Source organism: Idiomarina xiamenensis 10-D-4, assembly GCF_000299895.1.
GTDB classification, from domain to species: domain Bacteria; phylum Pseudomonadota; class Gammaproteobacteria; order Enterobacterales; family Alteromonadaceae; genus Idiomarina; species Idiomarina xiamenensis.
This window is the reverse complement of the sequence record NZ_AMRG01000019.1, coordinates 1-17,374: the sequence shown is the minus strand read 5'-3', so window position 1 is coordinate 17,374 and position 17,374 is coordinate 1. Positions and strand designations below refer to the sequence as shown.

The following is a 17,374-nucleotide window of genomic DNA, read 5'->3' as shown; positions in this document are numbered from 1 at the left end:
TCACTTCTATTATCAGGTTCTTATGAGTTCATCGATGTCGTTGTCACGGTCGCTATTGGCCGTGTTGTCACCGCTAGCGGTCGCCGTTAGCGGTGCTTTTTCTGGGGCTGCGATAGCCAATGATGCGGGTATTGATAGCATTGAGGTGATTGAAGTTCATGGTCAACGTCAGCAACGGGCTGACCGTTTGGGCAGCGCTGAGCAGCTTTTACAGCAACAAGGTGTCGACTTTTCGGCGGCGGGTGGTGTGTCTGCGTTACCGGTAATGCGCGGCATGATGGGGGACCGAGTCAAGGTGTTGGTAGACGGAGCCGACATAACCGCGGCTTGTGCGAACCAAATGAACCCGCCGCTATCCTATGTATCGGCTAATCAAATCGCTAACGCAAAAGTGATTGCTGGGGTTTCGCCGGTGAGTATGGCGGGTGACAACATCGCCGGCGTCATCAGCGTCAATAGTATTGCTCCGCAGTTTAATCAAAGTCAGTCGTTAACTTGGCAGTCCGGCTACCTTTCTGCTGGCTACCGAACTAACGGCGATGTGCGTTTGCTGGGGGCTGGATTGCGTATGGCTAGCGATAGCGTGAGTCTGGCCTACGATGGCTCCTATGAAACGGCGAATAGCTACGACGATGGTAATGGCGATAAGGTGTTAGACACGCTGTATCGCGCGCAAAATCATGCTTTAACCGGGGCTTGGCGTGACGATAAACAGCAGATCGCGGTTAAGTTGACGCATCAGTACATTCCCTATCAGGGTTATCCCAATCAATACATGGATATGACTAATAACCGTAGTGTTGGTGTAGTCACACAATATCGCCGTCAATTAACCGAGGGTGGCGATTTTCAGGCGCAATTGAATTGGCATCGCGTGAAACACGAAATGGGCTTTTTTACCGATGAGAAGCCCGGCATGATGCCGATGAATACCGAAGCCGACGATTACAGCTATCAATTACAGTGGCAGTTGCCATTGTCGAGCGCGCCTGGTGAAGAGCGTTGGTTACATCTTGGTCATGAGTTTTATGAATATCAGTTGGATGACTGGTGGCCGGGCATGGCCGATTCAATGATGATGGGGCCCAACGACTATTTGAATATTAATAACGGCAAACGTCGCCGTATCGCCGCTTACGCTGAACTGGAACAGAAATGGTCAAGCGCATGGCGGACGCAGGCCGGTGTACGCGTTGAACATGTCAGTACCGACAGCGACCAAGTGCAACCCTATAATCGTATGCCGATGATGGGGATGCCTAACATGGATGCGGCTGCGGCCGATGTTTTTAATGCCAGTGACCGCTCACAAGCCGATACCTTGGTCGATGTGACCCTAGCGGCTGAGTATCGCATCGACGACTATCAGCAACTGAGCATTGGCTTAGCGCGCAAGAACCGGGCGCCGAACTTGTACGAACGTTATTCGTGGGGACGCGGCGTTATGGCGACCACCATGATCGGTTGGTTTGGTGACGCTAATGGCTATGTTGGGCGTATCGACCTTCAGCCAGAAACCGCGCACACCTTGAGCTTGGGCTATCAGTTGCAAGATGTTAGCAATGGTTGGCAGTTACGCATCTCACCTTATTATACGCGAGTTAATGACTTCATTGATGCCGACGTGATCGGCGAGTTTTCACCCATGGGTGGCGACATGGGTGGTGGCATGGGTGGCAACATGGCGGCGAGCAATCGCAACACGCTGCAGTTCAGCAACTTTGATGCCACACTTTACGGCGTTGATGTTGATGCCAGTTGGCAATTTTGGCAGAGCAGTACCAGCGGCGAGTGGTCATTGCTGACAACAATTGCGGCGGTACATGGTGAGCGCGACCACAGTGACCAACCACTTTATCAAATTAAGCCGCTGCAAACGCAAGTCGCGCTGCAGCAACAACTCGGTGATTGGCAGAATAGTTTGAGCTGGCAGTGGCTAGACAGTAAAACGCGCGTCGATCCGCGTCGTTTAGAGAACCAGACGGCCAGCTATAGCTTACTGAATTGGACCAGCCAATGGCGTTACCAGCAATGGCAACTCTCGTTTGCTGTCACCAACTTGCTGGATGAGTATTATCAACAGCCATTGGGCGGCGTGAGTATTGCCGAGTTTAACCAGGATAGTAGCCAAGGTTTCACACAGCTAGCTGGCGCTGGGCGTTCGTTTAACTTTGCGCTGCGCTACAATTTTTAAGTATGCTAATAGCATTGCCGATACTGCTAGCCATTAGGGAGTGAACTGGGTGTTGCTATTATTGCTGTTAGCTTGGCGGCGTTCAATTAGGCTGCCACATTGGTTGGCGAGTTTGGTATTGATTGCTGAGGTACTGGCATTAAATAGTCTGATAGCCTTGCACGGCGCTGCGAGCAACCCCTTCAGCGCGATACTGCTGGTGCCGGTGGTGTTAGCGTTTATGCTATTACCGCTGGCGCATGCCAGCAGCATTCTGTTGGTTAGTGTGGCGGCACAGAGTATTCAATTAGCGTTACTTCCCGAGCACACGCTACATGGTCCACACGGTGCGGCGATGTTATCGCACTTCCGTGCCATGGTGCTGAGCTTTGTGTTGACCAGCGGCCTGATAGCGGTGGTGATCCGTTACTTTCGTTATCAAGTGTTTAAACGTGAACAGGCTATCGCGACCATGCGCGAACGTCAGTTGCGTGATGAGCAATTGTTAGCCATGGGCACCGCCGCGGCGCAACTGACCCATGATGTTGCTACCCCGACCCAAGCCTTACAGTTGCTAATAGAAGAAGCACGTGAGCAGCATCCGCAAGCTGATTGGCTAATGCCTATCGAACAGCAAACGCAACGCATCACCAACCATTTGCAGAGTTGGCGACGCATTGCCGACGACGTGCGTGAGCGGCGCCAGCGTCATTATGCCTTGACCGAGCTTTGGCCAGCATTACAGCAGGCGCTCAGCTTGGCGCGACCAGAAGCCAACATCGCTTGGCAGGCTAGCATTGACCAATCCAGCGACGCGGGTTTAGGTGTGCGTGCCGACGCGACCTTATTACCCGCGTTGACCAGCGTCATTATTAACGCCTGTGACGCACTGTATGACGGCGAGTATGAGACTACCGAGACTCCTCACCAGCTCGCTCAGGTTAACGTGACGTTACAACCTCATGCACAACAACTTTGGCTGCGGGTGGAGAACCCCTTAACATCGGCAGATGTTCAACAGCAAACACGGCTGCAGCAGTTGGGCCAACGAATGCTGACTAGCGAACACGGTTTTGGCATGGGAGCAGTGTTAAGTAATGCCACGATTGAGCGTTTTGGCGGACAGGTGAACTGGCAGCAGCTGATGAACGACAGGCCGATGTTGCTCACAACGGTGTGCTTACCGTTGGTACCTCACCAGCCGGTAGCTCGGAGTAACACATGACCAGGCTGGTTTTGATTGACGACGACGACGCCTTTCGAGACGTATTGGCGCGCCGCCTACAACATCATCAATATGCGATTCAAGCTTATGCCGACCCCGTGCAAGCATTGGCTCAGCCCGAATTATCAGTGCATGCGGTTTTACTCGATATGCGATTAGCCGATAGCTCAGGTTTAGATGCCATTGCGCCCTTACAACAGCATTTTCGCCCGCGCCACTTTATCATGCTGACCGGCTACGCTAGCATCGCCACCACGGTAGAGGCGATGCGTCGTGGCGCCACCGATTACCTAGCGAAACCGGTAGCGTTAACTGAATTATTGGCGCGCTTACAGCAAGACAGCAGCGTTCAGCGCGAGGCGCAGATAGACGATACCCCGATGACCCCGGCGCAAGTCGAGTGGGAGCACATTCAGAGAGTATTGCTGGCGCATCAAGGTAATGTCAGTGCGACCGCCGAGGCGTTGGGCATGCACCGTCGCAGTTTGCAGCGAAAATTACAGAAACATGCGCCATTTAAACGTTAAATTAACGTTTTTTGCTGAAACTTAGCTAGATTGTTTTATCATGGCAGTCACGTACAACATGGGTGACTTGTTTATGTCTGATCATCAATCTGTTAATCCTATTTTATCGCTCTATCAGCGCTTTCAACGTTATCCGTTTGGCAGCCGGTTATTTTCTTGGGTGTTTTCGCGTAAAGCGCCTTACTTCGCCAATATCAAGCCGTTGGTAACCCAATTACAACCGAACTACTGCGAACTAAAGTTTAACAAGCGCAAGGCGGTGCAAAATCATATCGGTACGGTGCATGTGATTGCCATTTGTAACGGTATGGAAATGGCTATGGGAGGCTTGGCCGAGGCAACCATTCCGAAACATTTGCGCTGGATACCGAAAGGTATGCAGGTGGATTACACCGCCAAATCGACCGGTAAACACATTCGCGTGGTCGCAGAAACGTCGCCTGAACAGTGGCAGCCCGGTGACCTGCCGGTCAAGGTGACCGCCTACCGTGACGATGGTACGGTGGTGGTGCAAGGACACATATTATTGTATGTATCAGAAAAGCCGACAAAGGCGTGAGGCGCAAGCGGATACGACTCAATAACCTTAGTGGCTATCTGGTTATTCTGCTTTGCTCGAGGTTAGCGTATAATTGGCGTTCGTTAACAGTATGGCGGTGACGTTATCAGAGCACCGCCTTGGTAGAAGGTTGTAAAACAATGAGTATACCTGCATGTCCACAATGCCAGTCTGAATATGCTTACGAAGACGGTCAGTTGTTGATTTGTCCTGAGTGTGGTCACGAATGGTCGCCGTCAGAAGTGGCGGCTCAGGCTGAGTCTGATCAGCCCGTTATCCGTGATGCGGTCGGTCATGTGTTAGCCGACGGCGATACCGTAACGGTTATTAAAGACTTGAAAATCAAGGGCTCATCGTCGGTTGTTAAAGTCGGCACCAAGGTTAAAAATATTCGCTTGGTCGATGGCGATCACGATATCGATTGTAAAATCGACGGCATTGGCGCCATGAAGTTAAAGTCCGAATTTGTTAAGAAGGCTTAAATAGCGAACGCTGTTGGCGGCACAAATGGCGATTGCGCCAATGTGCCGCTACCATCAATAAACTACCCGTCACCGTGAGTAGCAGTTCAGCTTCATGATTAATCAGCCCCATCACCAACAACACGATTCCTGTGCCGCCGATCAACGAGGGGTGTAGGCGATGATGGCGGCAATAACCACTGGGTAAGCTAAATATCGCAAGCAGCGCGATGGGAACGATAAGTAACAAGTGAAATCCATGATGATGTTCATCATGCAGAATGGCCACGTCAAAAAACACCACCAGTAGCGGCAACGCTAAACAATGGCATAAGCACAGTAACGATAACCAAGAACCGATTAAATCACGCATAGCAAATACTCCCTTCGTTATTGTTATAATATAACATTTTTGCTTGAGGGTAAATTGCTGCTTGCCCAGCACGCTAGCTTTAAACGCCAACATTGGGCATAGTAAAGTTTTTGTAAAAGCGACGTGGTAACGATGCGCATAGCTCGAATGATCGGTTGTGGCCTGACTTTACTTTGCCTAAGCAGTTGTCAATTAACGCCGCAGCAGGCGATGCGGGTGCTATCCAGTCAAGACCCTAGCGCCGCTGTCGAGAGTTTGGCAAAGCAACGGTTAAGCAGTTATCAGCAAAACCCACAATTATTGCTTAATGATATGCGGCAGTTGCAGCAAGCCATGCAGCAGTTGCAACAAGTTGTGGACGGTATTTGGGGTAAACAGCAAACGCCGGTAGCGACGCCTAAGCGCTATGTGAAATACACTCAAGATTATCATGCGCGGGCCGAGGTCGATTTTGAACAAGGTCGCTTGCGCATCGAAACCATTGCGCTCAAGCAGCCTCGTCAAGCGCTTAAGCAAGCCATAGTCACGACCTTGTTAACCTCGCAAAATTTAACCGCAGTGGATATTTTTACCGACGCCGACCCTAACGCCAGCGGACCGCCATTTTTGCTCGGTCAAGTGCGTGACCATGATGGCGTCGTGGTGCAATACCGGTGGCGTGCCGAGCGCTTTGCCGAGTACTTGATCAGCCAGCAATTGCAGCAATATCGGCAGCACGGCAAGGCGGTTTACCGGGTCGACATTGCGTTGGTTGCCGATCACCAACATTTACGTGAAAAGCAATATAGCGGAGCGGTTTTAACCGCCGCCCGACGTTATCAGATAGAGCCCGCGTTGATTTACGCCATCATTGAAACCGAAAGTAGCTTTAACCCCTATGCGGTTAGCCATGCCAATGCCTATGGTTTAATGCAAGTGGTGCCGAGTACTGCCGGACGAGATGTGTTTCAACGAATTAAAAAGCGTAACGACCAGCCGACGCCACAGCAATTGTTTGAACCTGCGACTAATATAGATATTGGCACCGCGTATCTGCATGTTTTGGATCGCCAATACTTAGTCAGCATTGAACACCCGAAAAGTCGTGAATACGCGATGGTATCTGCTTATAACGGCGGCGCTGGCAATGTGTTTAAAACCTTTGCCGGTAACCGCGCCGCGGCGGTTGCGGCCATTAATCGGATGATGCCGGCGGACGTTTATCAGCGTTTAAGCGCCAATCATCCATTATCGGAATCGCGCCGTTATCTATATAAAGTGATGAACAACAAACAACGTTATTGAGGTGAGTGATGAAATTATACGGCAGTTATACGTCACCCTTTGTGCGCCATTGTCGTATTGCACTGGCCGAGACCGAGCAGGATTACGAATTTATTCTGACCGATCACAGCCAAAGTCAGCAGTTGTCGGCGACTGCCAAGGTACCATTTTTGGATGATGGCGAGTTACGCTTGAACGACTCAGTCAGCATTCTGCGCTACGTCCGTGAACAAGCTGGCGAGAGCTTTTGTGCGGATATTGAAGATTTCAACTTGTTGTTAATGGTCAATACCGCGCTGGACGCGGTGGTCAACACGTTCTTATTGAGTCGCGAGGGTATCGGCGCTGAACAAAGCCAATACTTAGCGCGTCAGTATCAGCGTATCGAGAGTATTCTTGATCACTTGGAGCAACGTCGCTGGTCGCTTGAGCGTAGTAGCGGACGCCCGTTTAGCGACGGTCAATTGCGTTTAGGTTGCTTTTTAAGTTGGGGAGTTTTCCGCGAGCGTATCGATTTAAGCGAACGTGTAAACTTACGTCAGTTTTTACTGCAAATTGAAAAGTACGCCATATTTGCCGACACCGATCCACATAATGACTTCAGTGCTTAGCGACAGACAGCTAGCCGCTGCGTAAATCTTTCGCAAATTAGCCCGATTTAGATCCATATTGACGGTTCCGTGCGTAAGCTTAAGGTGGAGCTGACTGGTTTTTAGGCAGTCGGCTTGTCATTCATAACGCAAGGAGGAAGTCATTATGGCTAAAGCACCACAGACCAAGGAAACCGAACAACGCGCACATGCACGCGTCGATAAGGCTGCTGAGAAAGCACATGCTGCCGTCGACAAAGCTGCCGATGCGGCCGGTCGTAGCTCTGACAAATTACATGATGTTGCCGATGGCTTGAAAGAGCAGGCGCAGCATTTTGCTGAACAAGCCGGTCAACGTTCGCGTGATGTGAGCAATGCGGTTTGCACTTACACTCGAGAGAACCCGTTAAAAACGATCGGCTTGGCCTTTTTAGCTGGCGCCGTGGTCACGTCGCTTTGTCGTCGTAAATAACGGTATTGTCTTAGCCTATGTCTGATTCTTCAGAACCCAGCCTGCGAGGGCTGGGTAAAGGTTATTGGCAATGGCTGGGTAACTGGCTGGAATTGGCGCAGCTAGAGGGGCGTTTGGTCGTTCTGGCTGCGGTAAAAATGCTGGCACTCAGTTGTGCGGTGGCGGTGTTAGCCGTCACCGGTTGGCTATTATTGATTGCCACCATCGCCGTCGCCGCTTGGCAGCTCGGGTTACCCGTGGTGCCAAGTTTGCTTTTGGCTGGCTTGTTGTGTGTGGTGACCGGCTGGTTGTTATGGAATAGCGTCAAACGCAACGCGCAGCGGCTGCGTTTTGATGTGACCCTGCAAGAAGCGGGTTTAAAGCCACGAGAGGCCGAACAAGCCGATAATGCTAAACACGCCGATAGCCAAACCGAAAGCGATGGTGAGGCAAATAAGGAGCGTTATCGTGCTATGGAATAATGGTCGCCGCCAGCTACAACGCCAAGTCGCTCTGCAACAACAAAAGCTGATGATGCAGCGGACCGTGCTAAGTCACCAACAACGCCGTTATTGGTGGCGTAAAAAACGTCAGTTGGCGCGGCCACAAAGTATCGCTACCGCCTTTATTTTGGGTTGGTTGTGGCAGCGTCCGCGACATTGCAGTTCGACAAATAGTGACAGTTCAGATAGTTCATCCGAGCATGACAAACGTAATCAGCTGGGCACTTTGCTCGGCACCATCGCCTTTTCTGTCGCGCGTACCCGTATTATGCAGTGGTTTACGGCCAGTGATAGTAGTGATGATAGTGGTGGTGAGAGTAGTGATGAAAGTGGCGTTGCTGGTAGTGATGCGGCGAGCGACGAGATTTAACGGTTTATCTAATGGTTGATCATACCGGATTAAAAAGGGCGCTAACTTTCGTTAGCGCCCTTTTCAATATTAATTGGCATCCGTGCCAACCACTATCCTTTCATTAAAATGTTGTCGCTTAAGCGTCTTCGCCGGTCAGCTCTTGTAAACGAGCGCGTAATGCTTCATCTTGCTGCGCCTGCTGTACAATCATGTTGTACTCTTGCGGCGTCAAGCCAGCATCGTTGACCGCTGCGATCATTTCTTCCTGCGCTTTTTGCTGAATTTCTTGTGCTTCCTCAGCATTTTCGGCGTTCTGGAACTCATCGGCATATTTACCGGTGATATCACGAACATCTTTCATAGCTTCAGAAAACTTCAGCAACATCGCATCAGAAATCGGCTCAGCTTGCTGCTCTGCCTGTGGCATCGCTTGTTGCTGTTGCTGCGCATCCTGCGCCAATGCGGCGGTTGATGCGGTACCCATAGCGGCAACTGTGGCAATTGCTAATAATGTCTTACGCATAATGAACTCCTTGTTCGTCATGAAAATTGTCTTTCGCTGAAACATAATGCGATGCTCGTGCCAACCTTGGCAAAAAATCTGCAGAGACTCATAAGATCCTGATAGTTTTTAATATTTTCTTTTACTTACAAATATTTACAGAACTATTTTTAGTCCGGTGTATACTTTGGATACAGACAAAAAGGAGTCACTTGTGACAAAAGTATCCAGTCTTTTGCGGCGTCTTAACAATGGATTGCTGTCAGGCTTACAACTCAGCTTGCTGGTTTACGTGGTGCTGCCGATGCTGGTGTTATCGGGGTTAGCCATAAGCTCGGGCTTACAAGTCGCTAATGAGCAAGCCACTGAAAAGCTAAAAAGCGATTTAGAATTGGTTGGTCGTGCCATACGATTACCCATTAGCGACGCTCTGATGCGTGGTGATCTAGCCACGGTTAGCACCAACTTAGAATCGGTGTTTAGTATCGGCCGGGTGTACGGCGCGTCGGTCTACGATACCAACGGTGACTTGGTGGCTGCCGCCGGCATTGCCGAACCCGACTTAACCAATAGCCTGTTGTTTGAGGAGGTCGTGCGCACTGGTCAGCAGCAAGACAGTTATCGCTCGGTCGCTGGGCGTGACGTCTATTCGCATTTTTTGCCGATCATCGATCGTGGCGGGCGTATCAATGGCTTACTGCAAATCACCCGGCGTGCCAGCGATTTCGATCAACAGTTCCGGCAGTTATCGAATATTGCTTGGCTCAGTTGGGGCGTGTTTGCGCTGCTAACTATCGCACTACTGGTCTTCGGCCACTACCGTGGCGTTGGTCGTCACGTCGACCGTTTAGTCGAAACCATGCGCAAAGTCGCACAGGGCCAGCGCAGCGTACGTGCCGCTGAGCAAGGCCCACGCGAATTACGCGAAGTGGCGCGTGGTTTGAACGGTATGTTGGACAGTATGTTGCAGGCCGAGCAGGCGTTGCAGCAAAGTCAGGCACACGAGCGGCGCCTTAATCAGGCGCTGCGTGAAAAAGAGAAAATGGCGGCGATTGGTCGTGTCGCGAGTGGTGTTGCGCATGAACTGGGTGCGCCATTGACCGTTATCGATGGCCGCGCACAGCGCTTACAGCGCCAGCATCCAGACAGCGAAAGTCAGCGCCAACTCACCGCCGTACGCGGACAGGTACAACGCTTAACACGGATGGTGCAGCAACTACTAGCGTTCAGCCGTACACCAACACAGCAATGGCAACGCCTCTCGGTCAAACAGTTACTGTTAGCAGCACAACAACAGATAGGTTATGAGTACGATAGCGGCGCGGCAATTCACATCAATATGTCGCAAGATTATTACATCAATGGTGACCAGCAGCGTTTAGAACTGGCGTTAGTGAATATTTTACGCAACGCCTTGCAAGTCGCCGAGCAACGCATCGAACTGAGCTGTAGTCAGCAGCAACAACAGCTTTGCATCTGTTGTTGCGACGATGGCCCCGGCTTGCCAGAAAACCTCAGTGTTGACGATATGCTATCGCCATTTGTATCGACCAAAGCACAGGGTAAAGGTACCGGTTTAGGGCTAACCATCGTGCAGCATATTATCAGCGATCACGGCGGCGAATTACAGTTATCTAATCATGCCGCAGGTGGCTGCTGTGTGAGTGTTTGTTTGCCCAGTGCAGAGCAAGGAGCCGAACAATGAGTCGACAATGTCAGATTGCGGTGGTCGAGGATGACCCCGGCTTACGTGAATTATTATTAGAAGAGCTGGACGCCGAGGGTTATACCTGTGTCGGTTTTGAGTCGGCCGAAGCGTTTTTGCAAAGCGACAGCTTAGCCCCTATCGATTTATTAGTGAGCGATATACGACTACCGGGTATTTCCGGCATGCAATTGCTGCAACAAGTCAAACAGCGCAAAACAGCCCCCGCAATGCTGTTGATCACCGCCTTTGGTACGGTTAATCAAGCGGTCGACGCCCTTAAGCATGGCGCCGACGACTTTTTAACCAAACCGCTGGATATGGAACACCTACTGCTTAGCGTGAAACGCTTGTTGGAGCACCGCGCGTTGCGTGCCGAGGTCAGTCGCTATCGGCAGCTACAACAAGATGGGCCCGCAGGATTAATCGGTCGCAGCCGGTTGATGCGGCAATTGTACCGCCAGATCGAGCAAGTCGCGGCAGCCGATGGCAGTGTCTTGGTGTTAGGCGAAAGCGGAACCGGTAAAGAACTGGTGGCACGAGCCATTCACGAACTCAGCGCGCGGCGGCAGCAGCCATTTCTAGCGGTCAACTGTGCCGGTATTCCTGCTGAATTAATGGAAAGTGAGTTTTTTGGTCATGCCGCAGGCGCCTTTACCGGTGCTAGTCAAGCGCGCGCCGGCTTGCTTAAACAAGCCGATGGCGGCACCTTGTTGTTGGACGAAATTGGCGAAATGCCGCTACCGCTACAGGCCAAGCTATTGCGGGTATTGCAGGAAGGACGCCTACGCGCGGTCGGCAGCGATCAGGAGATCAGTGTCGATGTGCGTATCGTTGCCGCCACCCATCAGAATTTAGAGCAACAAGTAGCTGCCAAAGTCTTTCGTGAAGATCTATTTTACCGGCTCGAGACGTTCAGTTTGGCGGTTCCACCACTGCGTCAGCGCGGCGACGATATTGAGTTGTTGGCGCATCACTTTTTGACCCAGTTACGTGAACAGCAAGGCAAAATCGTCAGCCAATTCAGTCCTGCGGCATTAGATAAACTATACCGTTATCGTTTTCCAGGTAACGTGCGTGAGCTACAGAATGCTGTCGAACGAGCTTATACCTTCACCGAAACCGATACCATCGACGTCGAGCATCTGCCTAGCCGGATGCTCGAAGCCAGTGTTAGTGAAGCGGCGCTGAACGATACCACCGAGAGTGCTAGTAGCGACCATTGGCCGACTATGCAGCAGGTGCAAGACGACTATGTGGCGAAGGTAATGGCGCATACCCGTGGCAATAAAGCGCAAGCAGCCGATATTCTTGGGGTTACACGGCGCACGCTATATCGCTGGTTAGATCAGGACGACTGATCAGAATCTTCGGGCAACTCGTACTTGATTATCCAGCAAGTTGATAATGGGAGTGGCTATGAAGATTTTGATGGTATTAACTTCGCACGACAAACTAGGCGATAGCGGACAGAAAACAGGCTTTTGGGCTGAAGAATTCGCAGCCCCCTATTACACCTTTATCGATGCCGGTGCCGAGGTTACTCTGGCATCACCCAAAGGTGGCAAGCCGCCGATTGACCCTAACAGCCAGCAACAGGACGCGCAGACGCCAGCTACCGAGCGTTTGGACAAGGACGACGATGCGCAACAAGCATTGGCGAATACGTGTAAATTGAGCGAGGTATGCGCCGACGATTTTGACGCGGTATTTTATCCTGGAGGTCACGGACCGTTGTGGGATTTAACCAACAGCCAAGACTCAATTAAGCTGATCGAGCGCTTCTGGGAGCAAGGTAAACCGGTCTCAGCCGTGTGTCACGCTCCAGCAGTATTGTTGAACGTAAAAACGGCAACCGGCGATAGCATCGTACGCGGACGCACCGTCACCGGTTTCTCTAACAGCGAAGAAGCAGGCGTTGGGCTAAAAGACGTGGTGCCATTTTTGTTAGAAGATGAGTTAAAAGAAAAAGGTGGCGATTATCAGCGTGGTGATGATTGGCAGGCTTACGCGGTGCAAGATGGCTTGTTGATCACCGGGCAGAACCCGGCTTCTTCTGAGCAAACAGCCGAGCGGTTATTGGCAGTATTACGCAGCATGTCGTGATGTTAAAGCGTTAAAATAATCGTCTCGCCGTCGCTAACGGCGAGACGACCTAATCATTAAGTCGACTACCACAGTCGCTTGATCTCAATGCCTGCCATCAGCTCACGACCCGCCGCCGGTTCAAAGGCGCGTCCGCTACCTTGATTGACCACTACACTGCCAACATAGGTTTTATCGGTAACGTTATTAAGCCTTAACCAAGGGCTGATCTGCCATTGCTGGTCGATATACTCGCTGCGCAGTGCGACATCCCATACGGTACGTGCTGGCGCGTAGACACTGTTGTCATCGTTAGCCGCTACATTGGAGCGGAAGTCACCGCTCACACTCAGCCACAGTGGCCAAGTCGACCGCCCAAGCAGTTGATAATCCAATTGCATATAGGCGTTCCAGCGGGCTATCCCCGGCAGCCGACGTGCATCCAGTTCGCTCCCGGAAAACTCGGCATTCAGATAGGCTAAACTGGTGCGCAGCTGTAAGTTATCGTCGAGTTGGCCTTGCGCGCTGAATTCGCTACCGTAGCGGCGCGTTGCGGTAGCATTGCGATAAGTGGTACGGCCGTCGTTCGATTGGTCGACCAAGAGTTCGTCGTCGCTATCGATAAAAAACACCGTGGCGGCCGCTTGCCATCCGTTGTCAGCTTGCCACTTCAAGCCACTTTCGTACTGCTGATTGCGGCTTGGGCGCAAGCTACGATTGAGGCCGCTGCCTTGATTGCGGTATGCCAATTCGGTCAGCGTGGGGGTTTCAAAGCCCTCTCCATAGCTGGCAAACCACGACCAGTTGGCATTGATTTGATAGTGACCGGCTAACGCAAAGCTGGTTTCGTTAAAATCTAATTGTCCAGAATCGTCGGGGTTGCCAGGCATGATGTAGCGGTCGGCAACGCTGAAATCAATGGCGTTATAACGAGCGCCGAGTTGCCATTGCCAGCGCGGTGACGCTTGCCACTCCAGTTGTGCGAACAACTCGTGGCTGTCGACTTCGCCCGTTTCATCGCGGCGTAAATCACCGCGTACGCCGCTATCGTTGACGTAACCTAGGCGCTTATCGTCCTGCTGCTCAAGCGCCGCGCCGACACTCAAATGCCAGGCTTGTTCGGCATCCAATGCTTGCCGCCAGCGGCCATTGACCCCTTGGAATTCGCGACTGAGGTCGATGACGGCGCCAGAGTCGGCAATACCATCACCACGAAAGGGTAAAAATTGCACGATATCGCGTTGACCGCGCCAGAGGTTAATTGACCATTGTTGCGCTAAGTCTTGGTGCTGTAACGACAACGAACCCTGCCGATGACGGATCGACTTGCGGGTATCAAAATCAACTGCGCGCTGCACCGTTTGCTCGGCATTCTCGCGCCAAGCGGCAGGCGTTAACGCCGACGGATCTTGTAATAATGGTGCGTCATTGTCGTCATAACGCACAATCAATTGGGTGGCGTCGTCAAATTGCCGATACCAGCGTAATGCTAACTGCTGTCTAGCGGCACTGTTGTGACGGCGTACTCCCTGACTATTAAAGTCACTGGCGACCAGACGCAATTGTTGTTCATCGCCGACCCAATCGGCCTGGATTTGCGCTTTGTGGGTACGGTTCTCGCCCGCCATCAAGCGCGTAGTCAGCGCGGTTTGCTGCGGCGCTTGGCTGCGCATGGCCAGCACGCCACCGGCGGCGTTGCCGTAAACCCCAGCAATTGGCCCCTTAAGTACTTCTACCGTGCGTGGTTCGTCGAGCAAAATGCTCGAGGTCTGGGCTTGCCCATCGGGCATCGACAACGGAATACCATCGAGGGTTAACAACATACCGCGCACGCCAAACGCCGCCCGCGAGCCAAACCCGCGCAGAATCAACCGTGTGTCCTGTGCGTAATTAAAGCGCGAGTCAGCTTGTAAGCCAGGTATACCAGCGACCAGTTCGGCGGCGTCAATACGCAAGCCCGGTAGTTGTTGTTCGACATCGACCCGTTCGACGCTGGCGGCGCTGCTTAACCACGGTTGGGCTTGCTGCGTGGCGGTGATGACGATGTACTCATCGGCGTTAGCCGTGGTTTGCTCAGCAAAGGCTTGTTGGCTGGCGCTGGCGTAAGCGAGACTACCACTAAGCCCCAGCAGTAAGGCGTAACGACGATGTTTAGCGATGCTGCGGTGTCCGTTAACGGTCGACGGCATGGTTATCGGTCCTTGCGTAAATTTTGGCTTTAATAGCAATGCTTAAGCTTACTGCGGCGACTTCGGCTTGGTTCACTTGAGCGTATTTTCAGGTAATAAGTCGGCAATCTCTTCGGCAAACTTACGAAATGTTTGGCGTCGGTTGGTGGTCGCACGGTAGACCAAGCCGATATCTCGCGATGCTTCGCGGCCACTAGGTTGTAACGGGACTAAGTCGGTATCTTTTAGAATGCCTTGATCGATAGCCATCTGCGGAATAAAGGTCGCGCCTAAGCGGGCATCCGCCATTTGCACCAAACTGTGCAAGTTTGTGGCGGTAAATGGATTGATTTTACTGGAATCACTGAGTTGGCAAGCAGCCACCGCATGGCCAGTTAAGCAATGCTCTTTTTCTAATAAAAAGATGCTGCGGTCGGGCAACTGGTCATAGTCGACGGGTTCGTTTATGGTCGCTGCCAGACTTTTGTGCATGACTAATTTAAACGGATCTCGTCCCAGCACCCATTGTTGATTACCTTGAATATCCATCGGGAGTGCCAGAATCAACACATCAAGCTCGCCGTTACGCAACGCTTGAAGCAAATTGGCGGTGGTATCTTCGGCGATATTCAGTTGTAACTTCGGGTATTTTTCTTGAATACGCTTACTCAACTTACCTAATAAGAAAGGCCCTATGGTGGGAATGCAACCGAGCCGTAATGGCCCTTCCATTTGATTGCCCTGACTTTGCGCATAATGCAGCATTTCTTCCGCTGAAGTAATGATTTGGCGGGCTTGCTCGACCACTTGTTCGCCCATTGCGGTAAACAAAAAGCTCTTATGATCGCGCTCAATTAACTGACACTCCAACTGCTCTTCGAGGTTTTGAATGCCACTACTCAATGTCGATTGGCTGACATGGCAGGCTTGTGCGGCGCGATTGAAATTTTGATGCTGGTGCAGCGCCAGTAAGTAGCTGAGGTTTTTTAAACTGGGTAATTTGCTCATGATCGTCTATGGCCGTCCTGATTGGTTAATTCGATTGTTGTAATTGCTTTTATTCGTTTTATCTAATCATAGCGCATGAGTAGACTTGTCGTCGAACCGTTCAACAAACCCTGACAAAAAGTTAGGGAAAACTGATTCAATAAGGAGCGAAAGCTTATGTTAACAGTAGGTGACAAATTACCCGAATTTAGCGTTGTAGCCGCGAAGCCTGGTTTCAATATGCCGGAAGAAAATGGCGAAAGCGCTTTTGAAACCATTAACCAAGACAGCTTTGCCGGTAAATGGAAAATCATTTTCTATTATCCTAAAGATTTCACTTTTGTGTGCCCGACCGAAATTGTCGAGTTCGCGAAGTTAAACGAAGAGTTCGCTGACCGTGACACCATTGTTATGGGCGGCAGCACCGACAACGAATTCGTTAAGTTGGCATGGCGCCGTGAACACCCTGACCTTGACCGTCTAAATCAGTACTCGTTTGCCGACTCAGGTTCGTTGATCGATGGCTTAGGCGTTCGTGATAAAGCAGAAAACGTCGCCTTACGCGCAACCTTCATCGTCGACCCACACAACGTGATCCAGCACGTTTCGGTAAACAACTTAAACGTTGGTCGTAATCCAACCGAGATCTTGCGCATTTTAGACGGCTTACAAACCGACGAACTCTGTCCTTGTAACCGCGCGGTTGGCGGCGACACGCTATAACCCTTGTTGTTCATGGACCCCGGTCAGCATCGATTGCGGCGATGCTGACCAACCCGATGACCTAGATGAATTGAGGAGTGGTTGTAATGAGTATTGCGGACTTTAAACAAAACATCGCCGATCATAGCAAAGACACCAAGTTGAACTTATCGAGTATCTTTGGCAACGTCGACACCTCTGGCATGAGCAAAGAGCAGTTCTATGGCACCGCGCTCGCATTAGCTTATAGCTTAAACTACCCCAGCTTAACCCAGGCGATAGAAGCCGAAGCTGACGGTGAAGTCGGAGATAACGTTGTCGCAGCGGCTAAATTAGCGGCGTCGCTGATGGCGATGAATAACATTTATTATCGCTTCGTGCATTTGGCCAGCGATAAGCAATTCGCCAAAATGCCAGCCGGTTTGCGTATGAACGGCATGGCGAATCCGGGGGTGGATAAAGCCGACTTTGAATTGTATTCATTAGCCGTTTCGGCGTTAAATGGCTGCGGTATGTGCATCGATGCACACGTGAAAACCCTGTTAGATCACGATGTCAGTGCCAACGTGGTGCAGCATTCGGTAAAAATGGCCGCCGTGTTAAACGCCGCCAAAACCGCGCATCAGTTGTCATAAGCGAATTATTACTCGCTTGTCATGAAAACGTCACGGTAGCGCGTTAGTCTACCCAAGCTCTAACCCTAGAGCGGTTGTCCCAACTTCTGTGTTTACCCTTCGGCCCGCCATCG

The 17,374-nt window shown here is 51.4% G+C and carries 19 protein-coding genes; 15 read left to right on the top strand and 4 right to left on the bottom strand.

Annotated elements, in window-relative coordinates; translation table 11 throughout:
* The first annotated feature begins 22 nt into the window (after nt 1-22).
* The 5 genes from A10D4_RS12120 (at nt 23) to A10D4_RS12100 (ending at nt 4,966) form a co-directional block, all read left to right on the top strand.
* Complete coding sequence (locus tag A10D4_RS12120; RefSeq protein ID WP_051002122.1) at nt 23-2,194, top strand: TonB-dependent receptor; 2,172 nt, start codon at nt 23-25, stop codon at nt 2,192-2,194.
* A 49-nt stretch (nt 2,195-2,243) separates the two neighbouring features.
* On the top strand, nt 2,244-3,398 hold the full coding sequence (locus A10D4_RS12115; protein WP_008489845.1) for a sensor histidine kinase: 1,155 nt from the start codon (nt 2,244-2,246) through the stop codon (nt 3,396-3,398).
* Nucleotides 3,395-3,925, top strand: coding sequence for a response regulator transcription factor (locus A10D4_RS12110; RefSeq protein ID WP_008489844.1), 531 nt, complete (start codon nt 3,395-3,397; stop codon nt 3,923-3,925). Before A10D4_RS12115 ends, A10D4_RS12110 begins: the two co-directional genes overlap by 4 nt.
* Before the next feature lie 73 nt (nt 3,926-3,998).
* Nucleotides 3,999-4,484: a hotdog fold domain-containing protein gene (locus A10D4_RS12105; protein WP_040502954.1), complete on the top strand. Its 486-nt coding sequence runs from the start codon at nt 3,999-4,001 to the stop codon at nt 4,482-4,484.
* A gap of 140 nt (nt 4,485-4,624) precedes the next feature.
* The gene (locus A10D4_RS12100) at nt 4,625-4,966 is read left to right on the top strand and encodes a zinc ribbon domain-containing protein YjdM (RefSeq protein WP_008489842.1); all 342 of its coding nucleotides are present in this window, start codon (nt 4,625-4,627) and stop codon (nt 4,964-4,966) included.
* Here A10D4_RS12100 and A10D4_RS12095 read toward each other — a convergent pair.
* Nucleotides 4,953-5,318, bottom strand: coding sequence for a MerC domain-containing protein (locus tag A10D4_RS12095; RefSeq protein ID WP_008489841.1), 366 nt, complete (start codon nt 5,316-5,318; stop codon nt 4,953-4,955). The two genes, A10D4_RS12100 and A10D4_RS12095, sit on opposite strands and share 14 nt — an antisense overlap.
* A gap of 132 nt (nt 5,319-5,450) precedes the next feature.
* Here A10D4_RS12095 and A10D4_RS12090 point away from each other — a divergent pair, with 132 nt between their 5' ends.
* From A10D4_RS12090 to A10D4_RS12070, 5 genes are all read left to right on the top strand, one after another.
* A complete protein-coding gene (locus A10D4_RS12090) occupies nt 5,451-6,602 on the top strand; it encodes a murein transglycosylase domain-containing protein (protein WP_040502945.1) in 1,152 nt (383 codons plus the stop codon).
* An 8-nt stretch (nt 6,603-6,610) separates the two neighbouring features.
* A complete protein-coding gene (locus A10D4_RS12085) occupies nt 6,611-7,192 on the top strand; it encodes a glutathione S-transferase family protein (protein ID WP_008489839.1) in 582 nt (193 codons plus the stop codon).
* A 145-nt stretch (nt 7,193-7,337) separates the two neighbouring features.
* A complete protein-coding gene (locus A10D4_RS12080) occupies nt 7,338-7,643 on the top strand; it encodes a hypothetical protein (RefSeq protein WP_008489838.1) in 306 nt (101 codons plus the stop codon).
* Between the two features lie 17 nt (nt 7,644-7,660).
* On the top strand, nt 7,661-8,104 hold the full coding sequence (locus tag A10D4_RS12075; RefSeq protein WP_008489837.1) for a phage holin family protein: 444 nt from the start codon (nt 7,661-7,663) through the stop codon (nt 8,102-8,104).
* Nucleotides 8,091-8,495: a hypothetical protein gene (locus A10D4_RS12070; RefSeq protein WP_008489836.1), complete on the top strand. Its 405-nt coding sequence runs from the start codon at nt 8,091-8,093 to the stop codon at nt 8,493-8,495. Before A10D4_RS12075 ends, A10D4_RS12070 begins: the two co-directional genes overlap by 14 nt.
* Before the next feature lie 118 nt (nt 8,496-8,613).
* Here A10D4_RS12070 and A10D4_RS12065 read toward each other — a convergent pair whose 3' ends face one another.
* On the bottom strand, nt 8,614-9,000 hold the full coding sequence (locus A10D4_RS12065) for a DUF4168 domain-containing protein (RefSeq protein WP_008489835.1): 387 nt from the start codon (nt 8,998-9,000) through the stop codon (nt 8,614-8,616).
* A 193-nt stretch (nt 9,001-9,193) separates the two neighbouring features.
* On the opposite strand from A10D4_RS12065, the gene A10D4_RS12060 reads away from it, so the two are divergent.
* From A10D4_RS12060 to A10D4_RS12050, 3 genes are read left to right on the top strand one after another with little or no spacing between them, the layout of a single operon-like run.
* Entirely contained in the window at nt 9,194-10,684 is a 1,491-nt protein-coding gene (locus tag A10D4_RS12060) for a sensor histidine kinase (protein ID WP_008489833.1), read from the top strand.
* On the top strand, nt 10,681-12,045 hold the full coding sequence (locus A10D4_RS12055) for a sigma-54-dependent transcriptional regulator (RefSeq protein WP_008489832.1): 1,365 nt from the start codon (nt 10,681-10,683) through the stop codon (nt 12,043-12,045). The genes A10D4_RS12060 and A10D4_RS12055 overlap by 4 nt, the downstream gene beginning before the upstream one ends.
* 58 nt (nt 12,046-12,103) lie before the next feature.
* Nucleotides 12,104-12,790 (top strand): type 1 glutamine amidotransferase domain-containing protein, encoded by a 687-nt coding sequence (locus A10D4_RS12050; protein WP_008489831.1) that lies wholly within the window; start codon nt 12,104-12,106, stop codon nt 12,788-12,790.
* A 65-nt stretch (nt 12,791-12,855) separates the two neighbouring features.
* Here the strand turns inward: A10D4_RS12050 and A10D4_RS12045 are convergent, their stop codons facing one another.
* Both A10D4_RS12045 and A10D4_RS12040 read right to left on the bottom strand, forming a co-directional pair.
* On the bottom strand, nt 12,856-14,958 hold the full coding sequence (locus tag A10D4_RS12045; protein ID WP_008489830.1) for a TonB-dependent receptor family protein: 2,103 nt from the start codon (nt 14,956-14,958) through the stop codon (nt 12,856-12,858).
* Nucleotides 14,959-15,030: 72 nt separating this feature from the next.
* The gene (locus tag A10D4_RS12040; RefSeq protein WP_008489829.1) at nt 15,031-15,945 is read right to left on the bottom strand and encodes a hydrogen peroxide-inducible genes activator; all 915 of its coding nucleotides are present in this window, start codon (nt 15,943-15,945) and stop codon (nt 15,031-15,033) included.
* A gap of 156 nt (nt 15,946-16,101) precedes the next feature.
* On the opposite strand from A10D4_RS12040, the gene A10D4_RS12035 reads away from it, so the two are divergent.
* Complete coding sequence (locus A10D4_RS12035; protein WP_008489828.1) at nt 16,102-16,647, top strand: peroxiredoxin; 546 nt, start codon at nt 16,102-16,104, stop codon at nt 16,645-16,647.
* An 86-nt stretch (nt 16,648-16,733) separates the two neighbouring features.
* Complete coding sequence (locus tag A10D4_RS12030; RefSeq protein ID WP_008489827.1) at nt 16,734-17,261, top strand: carboxymuconolactone decarboxylase family protein; 528 nt, start codon at nt 16,734-16,736, stop codon at nt 17,259-17,261.
* The last annotated feature ends 113 nt before the right edge of the window (nt 17,262-17,374 follow it).